12 protein-coding genes are annotated in these 13,420 nt (G+C 64.6%); 6 read left to right on the top strand and 6 right to left on the bottom strand.

Annotation, left to right across the window (positions count from 1 at the left end; genetic code table 11):
* Positions 1–1,013, top strand: a 1,013-nt coding sequence (locus GPA_RS14975) for a peptidase U32 family protein (RefSeq protein WP_231847671.1), incomplete at its 5' end; no start/stop codon positions are given.
* Between the two features lie 53 nt (positions 1,014–1,066).
* On the opposite strand, the gene GPA_RS14970 is transcribed toward GPA_RS14975, so the two are convergent.
* From GPA_RS14970 to GPA_RS14955, 4 genes are all read right to left on the bottom strand, one after another.
* Positions 1,067–1,771, bottom strand: coding sequence for a TorD/DmsD family molecular chaperone (locus GPA_RS14970; RefSeq protein WP_015540386.1), 705 nt, complete (start codon positions 1,769–1,771; stop codon positions 1,067–1,069).
* Between the two features lie 142 nt (positions 1,772–1,913).
* A complete protein-coding gene (gene nrfD, locus GPA_RS14965; protein ID WP_015540385.1) occupies positions 1,914–3,056 on the bottom strand; it encodes an NrfD/PsrC family molybdoenzyme membrane anchor subunit in 1,143 nt (380 codons plus the stop codon).
* Positions 3,057–3,068: 12 nt separating this feature from the next.
* On the bottom strand, positions 3,069–3,632 hold the full coding sequence (locus GPA_RS14960) for a 4Fe-4S dicluster domain-containing protein (RefSeq protein WP_015540384.1): 564 nt from the start codon (positions 3,630–3,632) through the stop codon (positions 3,069–3,071).
* A 65-nt stretch (positions 3,633–3,697) separates the two neighbouring features.
* Positions 3,698–6,127, bottom strand: coding sequence for a molybdopterin-dependent oxidoreductase (locus GPA_RS14955; protein WP_015540383.1), 2,430 nt, complete (start codon positions 6,125–6,127; stop codon positions 3,698–3,700).
* 325 nt (positions 6,128–6,452) lie between these two features.
* Here GPA_RS14955 and GPA_RS14950 point away from each other — a divergent pair, with 325 nt between their 5' ends.
* From GPA_RS14950 to ychF, 3 genes are all read left to right on the top strand, one after another.
* Positions 6,453–7,370, top strand: coding sequence for a LysR family transcriptional regulator (locus GPA_RS14950; protein WP_167536687.1), 918 nt, complete (start codon positions 6,453–6,455; stop codon positions 7,368–7,370).
* Positions 7,371–7,425: 55 nt separating this feature from the next.
* Positions 7,426–7,689 (top strand): LysR family transcriptional regulator, encoded by a 264-nt coding sequence (locus GPA_RS14945; RefSeq protein WP_015540381.1) that lies wholly within the window; start codon positions 7,426–7,428, stop codon positions 7,687–7,689.
* A 77-nt stretch (positions 7,690–7,766) separates the two neighbouring features.
* The gene (ychF, locus tag GPA_RS14940; RefSeq protein WP_015540380.1) at positions 7,767–8,831 is read left to right on the top strand and encodes a redox-regulated ATPase YchF; all 1,065 of its coding nucleotides are present in this window, start codon (positions 7,767–7,769) and stop codon (positions 8,829–8,831) included.
* A gap of 191 nt (positions 8,832–9,022) precedes the next feature.
* Here the strand turns inward: ychF and GPA_RS14935 are convergent, their stop codons facing one another.
* On the bottom strand, positions 9,023–10,735 hold the full coding sequence (locus tag GPA_RS14935) for an oleate hydratase (protein ID WP_231847670.1): 1,713 nt from the start codon (positions 10,733–10,735) through the stop codon (positions 9,023–9,025).
* A 204-nt stretch (positions 10,736–10,939) separates the two neighbouring features.
* Between GPA_RS14935 and GPA_RS14930 the strand changes: the two genes are divergently transcribed.
* Entirely contained in the window at positions 10,940–11,431 is a 492-nt protein-coding gene (locus GPA_RS14930) for a hypothetical protein (protein ID WP_015540379.1), read from the top strand.
* Positions 11,432–11,551: 120 nt separating this feature from the next.
* Here the strand turns inward: GPA_RS14930 and GPA_RS14925 are convergent, their stop codons facing one another.
* Positions 11,552–12,478: an alpha/beta fold hydrolase gene (locus GPA_RS14925; RefSeq protein WP_015540378.1), complete on the bottom strand. Its 927-nt coding sequence runs from the start codon at positions 12,476–12,478 to the stop codon at positions 11,552–11,554.
* A 274-nt stretch (positions 12,479–12,752) separates the two neighbouring features.
* Here GPA_RS14925 and GPA_RS14920 point away from each other — a divergent pair.
* Positions 12,753–13,420, top strand: a 668-nt coding sequence (locus GPA_RS14920; RefSeq protein WP_197533112.1) for an aldo/keto reductase, incomplete at its 3' end; no start/stop codon positions are given.

The raw sequence follows: 13,420 nt of genomic DNA, 5'->3' as shown, positions 1-13,420 counted from the left end.
GATCAGGGCGGGGCGGCGGCCTGCATGCCCCTCGCGGCTGCCGGGAGCGCGCGATGAACCCGCTCGTGCCGGTGAACGACCGGGCGTACCTCGGGCGCTATGCCGAGGCGGGCGGCGAGGAGTTCTACGTGGGCTTCCACGATGCGGCCTGGCATGAGCGCTTCGGCGACGTGGCGGACCTCAACCGCATGACGGGCTTCCAGCGTCAGGCGAACCCCTACGGCTTCGACGAGGTGCTCGACATCGTGGACGAGGTGCACGGCCTGGGCAAGAGGCTCTACGTCACCTTCAACGCGAACGCCTACACCAAGGAGCAGCTGGATTTCCTATACGGCTACTTCGAGCGGCTGCACGCGGCCGGCGCGGCGGGGGTCATCGTGTCGGTGCCGGAGGCCGTGGAGCCGGCAGCCGACAGCGGCCTGGCGGTGGTGGCGTCGACCATGTGCGGCGTGTACAACGCCGACATCGCCCGCTTCTACCGCGAGCTCGGCTGCACGCGCGTGATCGTGCCGCGCGACATGGGCCTGGCCGAGATCGAGGCGCTGGCGGAAGCCGTGCCCGACCTGGAGCTGGAGGCGTTCCTCATGCGCAACGGCTGCATCTTCGCGGACGGCTACTGCCTGGGCCGCCACTTCCAGGACCGCAATGCGCTCTGCTGGGACGTGCGCCACGCCGATCGGGAGTTCTACACCGTGGGGCGCGGCAGCGGCCTTTCGCGTGCCGCACGCGAGAACAACGAGGCCTACGGGCGGTTCCACCGTACCGCCTGCGGCCTGTGCGCCGTGTACCGTCTGGAGCGCGCCGGCGTGGCGGCGGCGAAGATCGTGGGCCGCTCGGACGACTCGGCCTGCATCCTGCGCGACATCGAGGCCGTCGTGTGCAACGTGGAGATCGCGCGCGCGTGCGCCGACGAGCAGGAGTACCTCGAGCGCATGGACGTGCCGCCCGAGCGCGCCGCCGCCTGCGCGGACGGCCTGTCATGCTACTACCCGGAGGTGCGGTTCCCCCGTTAAGGAGCCTCTGCGCCTCCCTGGCGGGGGGCGCAGAGGCGGGGCGGGCCCTGCCGCTATGCGCGGTCCTTGAGATACCGTTCCATGAAGACCGCCCCTATCCGGCCGAGCCAGGGGTACACCGTGCCGCACCCCGAGCGCTCGCATGCGCTGAAGAAGTCGGGGACCCAGCTGGTCAGGTGCGGCTCGAATTCGGAGAGCGCCTCCTCCCAGCGCCGGTGCGCGTCGAGGTCGTTGCGCTCGAGTGCCTCGGCCAGGCGGGCGTTCAGGTAGGCCATGAACTCAAGCTCGATGGCGAGGTGGTCTCCCGGCTCGCGCGACCGGCTGCCGTCCAGGGAGAGGCCTGCCGCGCGGTAGCAGCTCTCGGCATGCAGGGCCGCCTCGTTGAGGAAGGGCGTGGAGGGCGTCTCGGCACGGTCGCGCCCATCCCGAAACCTCATCTCGCAGATTGCCACGAGAGGGCGTTCGGGATGGGTGAACAACGCGGTGTAGTCGCGCCGGAGCTCCGTTCTCATTTCGCTTGCCGTGGGGTTTTCCCGACGGAGCGCGCTCTCGTGCGCGAAAGCCGCGCATGAGGGGTCGAGGCCGGCGTCTTCGAAGATGGCGCGCATGTCGTCGAAGACGCTGCCGTCGATGACTCCCTGTGCAAGCTCCTCGGAGGGGCTTAGGAAGAACATCGACGCCAGCCTGAAGAAATCAGCGTATCCTTGGAACCGCAGAAGGTCCGGGTGCATCGGGTTGCCGGTCGCAGCGTTGCTCATCGAGGGTGCTCCTTTGCTCGTACGAAGGGAAAGGGCGGGAGGGCCGGAGGAGGGTGAGGGGAGGGCCTTCCCGCCCGAGGAGGGGTTGGCTGGGGTGCGGGTTGCCGCGCGCGCGGCGGGCATCCGCACCCGGGGGGCGCGACTACTTTCCCAGTTTGAGCTTGGAGATGCCCAACGTGAGGGCGAGCAGTCCGATGCCGATGATGCCGAGCGCCACGCCCCACTCGATCATTGCGGGGAAGTACGCGCCCGCCGGGGCTCCCGGCGCGGCAACGGGGCCCGCGAAGCCGATCAGCGGGTTGTGCAGCTGCGCTTGCAGCATGTTGTACTTCACCAGGAAGATGGATGCAAAGGCCAGGGCGGCTCCCGCGACGTGCAGAGGCTGCGACTTTTGCAGAAGCAGCGCGATGCCGGCTGCGGCGCATGCTGCCTGCATCCAGAAGAAGGGTGCTCCCGGTCCGCTTGTCAGCCAGGCGGCAACGGCGGCCTCTTCGCCCACGGCGATGTACAGGCCGCTGAACGCCTCGGTCAGCGAGAAGGCGAGCTCGGCGACAAGGAACAGGGCGACGGCGCGCGAGAAGCCGCGGGCCACCTTCGCGCTCATGGGCAGATAGCCGCTGCGGTCGAGCATGGCGTACACGATGACGAGCACCGATCCGCCGGCAACGACGGCCGCGATGAAGAACGAGAGCATCAGGCCGGGGTTGTTCCAGGTGGGACGTGCTACCTGGAGCGCGAATGCCAGCGAGGTCACCGTTACCAGCAGGGCGGCGACGAACACGGCGATCGCCAAGGGGCGCACGGAGCTTTCGGCCAACTTGCCTTCGGCCGCTTTGACGAGCGCGACGGTGAACGCGCAGCCCAGCGCCACGTAGGCAATCAGGATGACGGTGTCCCAGAACAAGGGGGACATGATCTGGAAGCTGGTCAGGATGGAGAACGCGCGAAGCGGGTTTCCCGTATCCACCAAGATGAACAGGCCCGCGCACAAGCATCCGCATGCTACGGCGACGAAGGAGGCCACGCGCGCATAGGGGCGGTAAGCTTCCAGGCCGGAGAAGACGAACGGTGCCGAGGCGAACAGCAAGCATCCTGCGGCAACGCCGGTGAACAGCAGGAAGCCGACGATGTAGAGGCCCCAGGTGACGTCGTTGCCCAGGTTTGCCACGTGCAGGCCCTGCATGGTCTGGAAGACGAAGCAGGCGGTTCCCGCAAGGGCGAACGCAGCGAATATCCCAAGCAGGACGGCGGTCGAGGAGCGTTTGATCGTGGTCGATTCAGTCATTGAGGCACTCCTTTACGCCAAGTAGTACACGGAAGGCTCCGTGCCTTTGTCTTCCAGCAAGCGAACGGTGGGACGTCCTGCGATCGCGCGAGACACGTCGCTGCCAGGATCGTCCAGATCGCCCCAGTACCGCGCTCGTCCGGGGCAGTGCTCCATGCAGGCGGGCTCTTCGCCGCGTGCAAGGCGGTTGGCGCAGAAGGTGCACTTCTCCACCGCGCCGGCAACGTGCTTGGGGGCATCGAAGTCGCCCAGGGGGAAGTCAACGGCGTAGGCCGGCTCTTCCCAGTTGAACGTGCGGGCGCTGTAGGGGCAGGCGCCCATGCACATGCGGCAGCCGATGCACTTGTCGACGTCCTGCACCACGATGCCCGTCTTCTCGTCGCGCCAGGTCGCCCCGACCGGGCAGACCTTCGCGCAGGCCGGGTTTGCGCAATGCTGGCACCCGACGGGGTAGTGAGCCATGCTTACCTGGGGATACGTGCCTTTTGCGGTGTCGGGGTAGTCACCTCCGTCGGTCAGCACGCGGTTCCACCACATGTTGTTGGGCAGGTTGTTGTTCGATTTGCACCCGCGCATTCCGTGCAGCCGAAGCACAGCTGCAGGTCGATTGCCATTCCGTAATGCATGCAGGCTCCTCCTTTCTAGACCGTTGCCTTCTCGATTTCGATGAGCGTGTCGAAGTAATAGCTGTTCGCCACCACGGGGGTTACGTTGTATCCCAGCAGGTCGCAGTAGAACCCGTCGACGAACTGGTCAAGATCCCAGCCGTGGTCGATCACGACCATGCCGGGGCGTATGCCGTTGTTGAACCGCACGCGCAGCGTGCAGGTGCCTCGATCGTTGAACATGCGGATGTAGTCGCCGTCGGCGATGCCGCGCGCTTCGCAGTCTACGGGGTTGACGGCAACGTAGGGCTCGTCTTCGAACTCGAGCAGCCAGGGCACGCGCGTGTACTGCGTATGGACCTTGTACTTGCTTCGCTCGGACGTGAACACCAACGGGTACTTCTCTGCCAGGGGGTTTTCCTTCCAGGCCTCCATGGGCGGCTCCCAGTAGGGCAGGCGCTCTTTCATGAAGTCGATCGTCTGGCCGTAGTCGGTGTCGAGCGGGATGGATTCCTGGTAGAACTGCAGGCGCCCCGTCGGCGTGCCGTACGTGCCCTCCTGGCCCATGACGCGATCGTCGGGCTCGAAGGTCAGGACCGATCCCTCTTCCTTCACGCGATCCCAGGTGAGATTGATCTTCTTCGCCGTGAGGTTGTCGAATACGGCGTTCATGAGCTCGTCGATGTCCTTGAAGTCGTACTCCTGCAAATCCATCTTCTCGAACAGCATCTTGAAGATGTCGAAGTCGCTCTTCGACTCGTACAGAGGCTCTGCGGACTTCGCGTTATGGAACACGTAGCGCGTGTCGTCGCCCGAGGCGGTTTCCGTTTCGAAGTAATGGCAGGCCGGCAAGACGATGTCGGCGTAGTTCGTGGTGCTGGTGGAGACCACGTCGGCCACCACCAAAAGCTCGACGTCTTCCAGGAACTTGCGCCAGCGCACGCCTCCCACCTGGGTGCCGAACAGGTTGTGGTCCCAGATGTAGAGGGTCTTGATGTTGATGTCCTTGTCGCCGTATTTTTTGGATTCCATGCAGTTGAGCAGGGCGGGCGAGTAGAACACCTGGCTGCCGGGCGCCCCCTTGGGGTTCGCGAGGCCGTAAGGCATCCATCCGATGGATATCTCGCCGCGGAACATGCCCTTCGCCGTGTTGCCGGGGTGGCCGTACTGGCCGGCGATCATGCACATGGAGAGGATGGACGAGAACGTTGCCATGCCGTTGGTGACGTGGTCGAGGCCAAGGCCTATGTTGACGGAGTTGTGGCCGTCTTGGACCAGGTGGGCAAGTTCCCTGATGGTTTCGACGGGAACGTCGCAGATCTCGGAAGCCTTCTCGGGGGTCCACTCGGACACGCGCTCAAGCAGCAGATCGTATGCCGTTCTCACCTCGATGCCCTCGATGGCGAACGTGCCGCGGATCACCGGGTTGGCAACTTCGCCCAGCGCGCCCAGGGATCCGTCCTCGGCGCGTACGACGCACTTGTCCTCGGGCGCGCCGACCGTGGCCTTGCCTATATCGCTCAGGCGGAGGTATTTGCCGTCCGCCTCCTTGACCAGGCACGGAGCTACGGTGTCCGACTTCAGGAAGTCTTCCTTGGCAAGGCCTTCGTTTACCAAGACATTGGCCATGGCCAAGGCAAGGGCGCCATCGGTGCCGGGGTGGATGGGGACGAACAGGTCGGCTTTCGAGGCTGCGATGGTGAACGTCGGATCGATGACGATCATCTTGGCGCCATGCTCGACCTTTGCACGCAGGAAGTAATGAAACGTCTGGCTATCGCCTTCGGAAGGGTTGAATCCCCAGATGAATATATGCTTGGCGTTCTTGAGGTCGTTGCGACCGCCTCCGCCGGCCCCCTTGAACGAGCCTACGATCGGGGGAAACGATGCGTAGAAGACGCGGTCTTGGGCGGCATCGAGCAGCGTTGCGCCCATGGCGGAGCACAGGCGCTTTCCATGTTGGGAGTCGGGGGTGATGTTTCCGGAGCCGCACAGGAAGCCGTTGGCTCGAGGGCCGTGCTTCTCGGCGACCTCTTTCCATTTGTCGGAAATGGTGGTGATGGCCTCGTCCCAGCTGATCTGCTCCCATTTGCCCTCGCCGCGCTCGCCTACGCGCTTCATGGGATATTTCAGGCGGTCTTCAGCATAGACGCGCAGCGCATGGGTCAGCCCCTTGTTGCAAACGCGGGTTACGTCGGGGTCGCTTTGCTTTCTCCGGGACGTCTTGACGATTTTCCCGTCTCGGACGTGCACGTTCATCTGGCAGCCGGCGCCGCAGCCCCCTCGGCAGGTGCCGGGCTTGACGATGTCCTCGCTTGCGCCGGTCTTCTTCTCGTCGGCAACGGCGGGCTGGCTTTCGCACAAGCTCGATCCCAGGCCGGCCGCGATGACTGCCGCGGCAGAGCCCTTCAGAAAGCTCCTTCTCCCAATGGCAGCGCCCAGGATGGTTCCTTCGACATGCTTCATGCGTATGCTTCTCCTTCTTTCTTGAAGTCGCGGTTTTTCGCGGCGAGAACTTGCTGGAGGTTGCAGAGATGCGCAAAGCTTCGCGCGTGAGCTTCGCGGACTCCCCTCAAGCTGTCCTGCGCCTTGCTCCTCGTTAACGGGCGTGAGTATCTTAACGAGGATGCGACAGGGGCGAGCGTTCGCATTTTTTATACGCCGATTCGATTTGGCTTCGCAGGTGGGATGCTTTGCCTGCGAAGAGGTGCGTGAAGCTGTTGCCGGGAAGGGGGACACCCGGTATCATCAAGGCGAATGCTCGGATCGGGATGGTCGGGGGAGGGACGCCGTGAAGCTGGAGCATATCAGGGAGTTCGTCGCATCGGCTCGATGCGACAGCTTCCAAGAGGCCGCAGACGGGCTGTACGTCGCGCGTCCGACGTTGAGCAACCATATGAGGGGTCTTGAGCAGGAGCTGGGGTTCGCCCTGTTCGATCGCTCCGACAGCAACGAGCTCACCGAGACGGGGATGGTGTTCCTTGACGGCATGGAACGGGCGCTGGAGGTAATCGACTCGGGCTTGGAGCGGTGCCATGCGCTTGCGGACCTGCGTGAGGAGCAGGACCCGGTGGTGAACATATCGCTGCGCTGCTCGGTCTTCGAACTGCGCGCTATGCTTGAGAAGAGCTGTCCGTGTCGTTACGCCTTTGCGAGCTACGACAACAAGAGGCCGATGCTGTACCCGTTCACGCAAGAGGGCGCCGATGTCATGGTCATGTACGATCTTGACCTGCTGCCGTCTTTGCGGGCGGAGGCCGCGGGCATGGGTTTGCGCTACGAACGGTACGGGCACGAGCCATGTGCCATCGCGATGAGGAAGGACCACCCGCTCGCGCAGGGCCCCCTGACGCGCGAACGCCTGCGCGGCGTAGAGATAGCCCAGCTCGACGTCATAGAGTCGGAGAGCTGGAAGCGCATCATCGTTCATATGTTGGGCGATGGCATGGACTTGAGGTTCCATCTCATCCCCATGGACAACCTCCTGAGCTTCTGGACCGTCGACTTGGGAGATTCGATCTTCATCTCCATCAAATCGATGCTCTCGCAGTATTTCGCCCGTCGGGAAGGCTACGTGATCAGGGACCTGGTCGACGATGCTCCTTTGCTGATGCCGCGAAGCCTGGTGTACCGGCCAATCTCCGAGCGACCTTGCATAGTGCCGGTCCTCGAGGCGTTTCGCGAGCATCTTTCCCGGGGCGGGCTATGAGGCGGGCGCGGGACGTGCGCAGCGGGCGTTCGAGGTTCGGAAGGGAGGGGCTTCGATGAAAATCGAGCTTTTGAGGGAGTTCGTGGCGCTTGCCCACTACGGCAGCTTCCGGGCGGCATCCGAGAAGCTGTTCGTCTCCCAACCCACGTTGAGCAACCATATCAAGGCGCTTGAGCAAGAGCTCGGCTTCGAGCTGTTCGACCGCTCGCGCGACAACGAGCTGACCGACGAGGGCGCGCTTCTCCTCGATGCGGCCCAGTCGGCCCTGCTGATCATCGATTCCACGCTGGAGGAGTGCCGCAAGAGGTCAGAGGGATAGCCGCGCGTACCTGCACAGCCTCTCTTCATTTGCTATCATGGGACGATACGTTTGCATCGATCGTCAAAGGAAGTCCCATGTCGCTTTCCATCGGTATCGTCGGCCTGCCGAACGTCGGCAAGTCCACGCTGTTCACGGCCCTCACGAACAAGGGCGGCCTTGCGGCCAACTACCCGTTCGCCACCATCGAGCCCAACGTCGGCATCGTGCCGGTGCCCGACGCGCGCCTCGACGCGCTGGCCGAGATCGACCATCCGGCGCGCATCGTGCCGGCCACTGTGGAGTTCGTGGACATCGCGGGCCTCGTGGCGGGGGCGAGCCAGGGCGAGGGCCTGGGCAACCAGTTCCTCGCGAACATCCGCGAGACGGACGCCATCTGCGAGGTCGTGCGCTTCTTCGGCGACCCGGACGTCGTGCACGTGGCGGGCAAGGTGGACCCGCTCTCCGACGTGGACACCATCAAGACCGAGCTGATACTCGCCGACATGGCAACGCTCGAGAAGGCGCTGCCGCGCCTGGAGAAGGAGGCCAAGCGCGACAAGGCGGGTGCGGCCAAGGTGGCCGCCGCGCAGAAGGTGTTCGAGGGCCTGAACGAGGGGCACCGCACCCGCACGCTCGACCTCTCCGACGACGAGCGCGCCGCGCTGCACGATTTGCACCTGCTCACGATGAAGCCGATGCTCTACATCGCCAACGTCGACGAGGACCAGCTGGACGCCGACCTGCCCGAGATCGACGGCTGCGCGCCCGTGCCCATTTCCGCGAAGGTGGAGGCCGACCTGGCCGAGCTCGACCCGGCCGAGGCGCGCGAGTACCTGGAGGCCATGGGCCTCGAGGAGAGCGGCCTGGCTCGCCTCGTGCGCGAGGCGTACAAGCTGCTGGGGTTGCAGAGTTACTTCACGAGCGGCGAGACCGAGACGCGCGCCTGGACCGTCCCCATAGGAGCCAAGGCCCCCCAGGCCGCCGGCGTCATCCACACCGACTTCGAGCGCGGCTTCATCAAGGCCGAGACGGCCGCCTTCGAGGACTACGTGGGCCTCGGCGGCGAGAAAGGCTGCCGCGACGCCGGCAAGCTCCGCCAGGAAGGCAAGGAGTACGTGGTGCAAGACGGGGACGTCATGCACTTCAAGTTCAACGTGTAGAGGCGCCTGCCGGCGTCCTGCTTGGCCGCATGCCCCTCTTCAGCAGGGGCATGCGGCTTTGAAACGTTTAGTGCATGCCGGGGTACACCGCTCCGGTGGCGGGCGCGGATGCGTTGGCGCCGTCGGACGGGATCACGCCGAACTCGGCCAGCAGCCCGTAGAGGTCGGTACCCTTGAGCTTCTCGATACCTTCATGCAGGGAGAGCTTCTCGAGGGGGGTTCATCTCCATGTCGGTGACGGGCTTGCCGTCCCTGATGAGCGTCGTGGCGTTCAGCAGGTCGCGGATGTCGAACGCGCTGCCCCACACTTCGGGCACGCCGCGGTCGACGTTGCACAGCGTGTAGACCGCCTCCATGCCGGTGCGCATGGAGTACTCGGTGGTGAAGATGGTGTCGTGCGGTGTTTCGGCGAACTGGCCGATGAACGCGAAGTTCACCGCGCCTTCGGGCACGACGTCGGGGCGGTCGCCAGCGGCGCGCGGCATGAAGAACGCCGTGATGTAGGGCATCATGCACGGAACCGTGTTGGCGCTGTTCTCGGCGAGCTCCTCGATCTGCGATTCGGGAACGCCCAGGTGGTACAGCCATTCCATGCAGACCTCCTTGCCGGTGCATTCGCGCAGGGCCTTCTTCACGTAATTCCCGGGCACATCGGTGAACAGGCCGTACAGCCAGCCGCACAGCTCGTTGCCGGGTTGGGCGCGGAACTGGGGCTGCCGGTTGAATGTCCAGCTCAGAAGCCAGTTCGAGTCTTTGGCGGTGACGATGCCGCCGGTTACGACGCCTCCCGAGAACGGATCGCGGCGGCAAATCCTCTCGATGTAGGGGACGATCTTCTCGTCGAGCGTCGTGACGGTGGCGCTCATCCAATTGGACTTCTCCGGATCGCCGATGAACTTTTCGGGGCGCCCGAACGACGGATCCTGCCGGGCGATGCGCCGCCACAGGTCGAACCCGGTTCCCGGTTCGAGCACGGTGTTGAACTGCGCCGGCTCGTCTTGCGACCCGAAGGACGAGTTGGCCACGCAGCTGCCGTTGGTGATGAACAGGAGATCGTTCTCGGAGAGGTGGAAGGCCTTGGGCGCTCCCTCGCATATCGTCTGCACCTCGGTGGCCACTTTGCGCTCCTCAGTGCTGGAGAACGTGACGTCGACGACTTCGGTGTTCAAATGGAACTGCACGCCGTGGCCCTTCAAGTAGTTCACCGTGGGCAAGATGAGGGATTCGAACTGGTTGTAGCGGGTGAAGCGCAGCGCGCTGAAGTCGGGCAGGCCGCCGACGTGGTGCACGAAACGTTGGATGTAGCGCTTCATCTCGAGCGCGCTGTGCCAGTTCTCGAATCCGAACATGGTGCGCCAATACAGCCAGAAGTTGGAATCGAGCACGTCGTCGGAGAAGTAGTCGGTGATGGCCTTGTCGTCGAGCTGCTCTTCGGGAGTGAAGAACAGGTTCATGATCTCCCTGCACGCCTTGTCGGACAGGCCGAACGTGTTGTCGAGACCGGCGTCTTCGCCCCGGTTGACCGTCGCGCGGCACAAGGAGTAGTTGGGGTCTTGCTTGTTCAGCCGGTAGTAGTAATCGAGGATGCTCATGCTCTCGTCCTCGATGGAGGGTATGGAGCGGAACAGGTCCCACATCACCTCGAAGTGGTTGTCCATCTCGCGCCCGCCGCGCATGGTGAAGCCGATCTGGGGATATTCCCATCCGTCGCAGGCTCCGCCCGGCACGGCGTCGCGTTCGAATATATGTACGCGCGAGCCGTCCATCTGAGCGTCCCGAATAAGGTAGCAGGCGGCCGTCAAGCCGGCCAACCCGGTGCCGACGATGTAGGCCGATTTGTCCTCGATGCCCTCTGGTTTTGCCGGATGGGCGAACGCTTCGTAGTTTCCGCTGGAATAGTACACGGGCTCTCCAATCTCTCAAGGTGAAGGTACGGCCCCATTGTGATGCGGGGTGCTCGTGGGCGAGGGAGGCGTATCGAGCTGATGACGTGCCGTTTGCGGGAGGTCATCAGGAGGCGTTGCCTCGAACGAGCGGTTCCCGCACCGGCTGCTCGGGTATACTTGATCGTGTGCGGGCGGGCTGGGACGAGATGGGAGGGCGCGCGTATGGACGAGTTCGTCAAGGCGCTGGTGAGCGACGGCAGGAGCCCGGAGCTTCCGGAGGAGCACGACTGGTTCGGGAAGCTTGTCGGTTCTTGGAGGTTGGACTACCTCGATCGCAACCTGTCCTCTTCGGTCGAAGGAGAGTGGATCTTCGCTCGGGTGCTCGAGGGCATGGGCATCCAGGACGTGATCATCCTGCCGGCGCGCGACGTGCGGACGGAGACGCCGCATCCCCTCGCCGAGTACGGCACCTCACTGCGCGTCTACAACCCGGGCACGCATGCATGGGACGTCGCCTACGCTTACGCGGGGAAGATCTTCCGGCTCGAGGCGCGGCGTGAAGGCGACATGGTCGTCCTCACGAACCTTGGCGACAGACGGCATAAATGGGTGTTCGCGTCCATCGAGGACGACCGCTTCCATTGGCAGAACGTCAACGTGCGCGACGATGGCTCCTGGCACGTGAACGCCGACATTTACGCCGAGCGCGTCTAGGGGGCGTGACAGGGGGACGGGGATAATGTCACGCTCCCTTTCGCTTCTCTCGGCTGTGGCGCGTCGCGGAGCGTGACATTATCCCCGTCCCCCTGTCACGCCCTTGTCACACCTTCGCGTCTACAGGTGCATCATCAGCCAGCTGATGAGGTCCTCCTCGACCTCGAACTTGAGGTCGTCGTAGTTGTGGATCTCGTGGCGGTAGCCGGTGTAGAGCTTCGTGGTCACCTCATGCCCCGTGTCGGCCAGCCAGTTGGCGCACTGGTAGACGCCCTCGCCGTAGTTGCCCACGGGGTCCTGGTCGCCGGCGACACAGAGGACGGGCAGGTCGGCGGGCACCTTCGCCGCCCACTCGGTGCCTTCGATGCAAAGCATCATGTCGATGAAGTCGCGCAGGCTCACGTTGTGCGTGGGATGCGTGAACGCGTCGAAGGGGTCCTCGGCGTGGTCCTTCTGCACGGAGGGGTCGTGGCAGATCCACTCGTTGCCGAGGGAGGCGCCCTCCTCGCAGCGGGCGAACATCCAGCCCATCAGCTCGCCCACGAAGGCCGGGTCGCTCTCGTGGCCCTTGCCGGCGGCGATGGCCTCGTCCAGCTTCGCGCGCACCTCGTGCGTGTTCTTGAAGATGCCGGTGGTGCCGCAGTAGACGGCGCCGGCCAGCTCGTCGCCGTACTTCGCGCTGAAGTCGCGCGCGATCATCGAGCCCATGGAGTGGCCGAACAGGAAGTAGGGCAGGTCGGGGTACTTCTCGCACACGAGGTCCTTGAACCGCTTCTCGTCCTCCATCATGGTGTGCGGTCCCGCGTCGCCCCAGTCGCCCCAGGTGCCGTTCGCGATGGCGGTTGCGCCGTGGCCCACGTGGTCGTCGGCGGCCACGATGAAGCCGGCGTCCATGAGCGCCACGATCATATGGAAGTAGCGGCGGGAATGCTCGCCGAAGCCGTGGATGAGCTGCACCACACCCTCGGGCTCGCAGGCAGGGACGTAGACCCAGCCCGTCACCTGGTCCCGGTCGTTCGACGATGGAAAGCTTATCTCGTGCAGCATGGCAAGTCCCTTCTCTCGCGTTCACGGAACGGCGCACGTGGAACGGCGGCCGTGGGTCGGCGCCCGCGAACCGGCGCCAGCGGGCCGCCTTCCTGCGGGCAGGCTCGCATGGGCTCCGTTGGGTGCCTGCGCCCATTATCGCAGACGGGAGCCTTTCGGGCTCCGTGTTTTTCGCAACGCGCCTTGCGGCCACACGCCGTTTTGCGATAATGGGTCAGATGCGCGCCGGATTTTTGGCGCGGCGGGGACGGCGTCGGGAGAAAGCGGGAAATCGATGGGCGAGATCGGGAAGCTGGGCTTCGGGTTCATGCGGCTGCCAGAGGTGGAAGGGGCGGACGGCTCCAAGGAGATCGACCTCGACACGCTAGCCGGCATGGTGGACACGTTCATGAACGGGGGCTTCACGTACTTCGACACGGCGCGCGGCTACCATGGGGGCCGTTCGGAGGCGGCGCTCAAGGCCGCGGTGGTCGACCGCTACCCGCGCGAGTCGTTCCAGGTGGCCACGAAGCTGCCGGCGTGGATGGCGAAGGACGCGGCCGACGCGCGCGCGATGTTCGACACGTCGCTCGAACAGACGGGCGCAGGCTACTTCGACTTCTTCTTGCTGCACAACCTGGGCGAGGAGCGCACGCGCCTGTTCGACGACTGGGGGCTGTGGGACTACCTGGCCGAGAAGAAGCGCGAGGGGCTCGTCCGCAACCTGGGCTTCTCCATACACGACAAGGCCGACGCGCTGGAGGCGGTGCTCGACGCGCATCCCGAGGTCGACTTCGTGCAGCTGCAGGTGAACTACGCGGACTGGGAGAGCGAGACCGTGGAGTCGCGCAAGTGCTACGAGGCGGCGCGCGCCCGCAACCTGCCCGTCGTGGTGATGGAGCCGGTGAAGGGCGGCTCGCTGGTGAAGCTGCCCGACGATGCGGCCGCCGTGCTGCGCAACGC

This window comes from Gordonibacter pamelaeae 7-10-1-b (genome assembly GCF_000210055.1).
GTDB lineage: Bacteria > Actinomycetota > Coriobacteriia > Coriobacteriales > Eggerthellaceae > Gordonibacter > Gordonibacter pamelaeae.
Note: the sequence above shows the minus strand (reverse complement) of the source record. Positions and strands in the feature narration are given on the sequence as shown.

Bases quoted from the DNA above. Each gene is read 5' to 3' on its own strand.
- GPA_RS14930 (WP_015540379.1), top strand. From the start codon at position 10,940: ATGGACGAGTTCGTCAAGGCGCTGGTGAGCGACGGCAGGAGCCCGGAG.
- GPA_RS14960 (WP_015540384.1), bottom strand. From the start codon at position 3,632: ATGCGCGGGTGCAAATCGAACAACAACCTGCCCAACAACATGTGGTGG.
- GPA_RS14945 (WP_015540381.1), top strand. From the start codon at position 7,426: ATGAAAATCGAGCTTTTGAGGGAGTTCGTGGCGCTTGCCCACTACGGC.
- ychF (WP_015540380.1), top strand. From the start codon at position 7,767: ATGTCGCTTTCCATCGGTATCGTCGGCCTGCCGAACGTCGGCAAGTCC.
- GPA_RS14955 (WP_015540383.1), bottom strand. From the start codon at position 6,127: ATGAAGCATGTCGAAGGAACCATCCTGGGCGCTGCCATTGGGAGAAGG.
- GPA_RS14970 (WP_015540386.1), bottom strand. From the start codon at position 1,771: ATGAGCAACGCTGCGACCGGCAACCCGATGCACCCGGACCTTCTGCGG.
- GPA_RS14925 (WP_015540378.1), bottom strand. From the start codon at position 12,478: ATGCTGCACGAGATAAGCTTTCCATCGTCGAACGACCGGGACCAGGTG.
- nrfD (WP_015540385.1), bottom strand. From the start codon at position 3,056: ATGACTGAATCGACCACGATCAAACGCTCCTCGACCGCCGTCCTGCTT.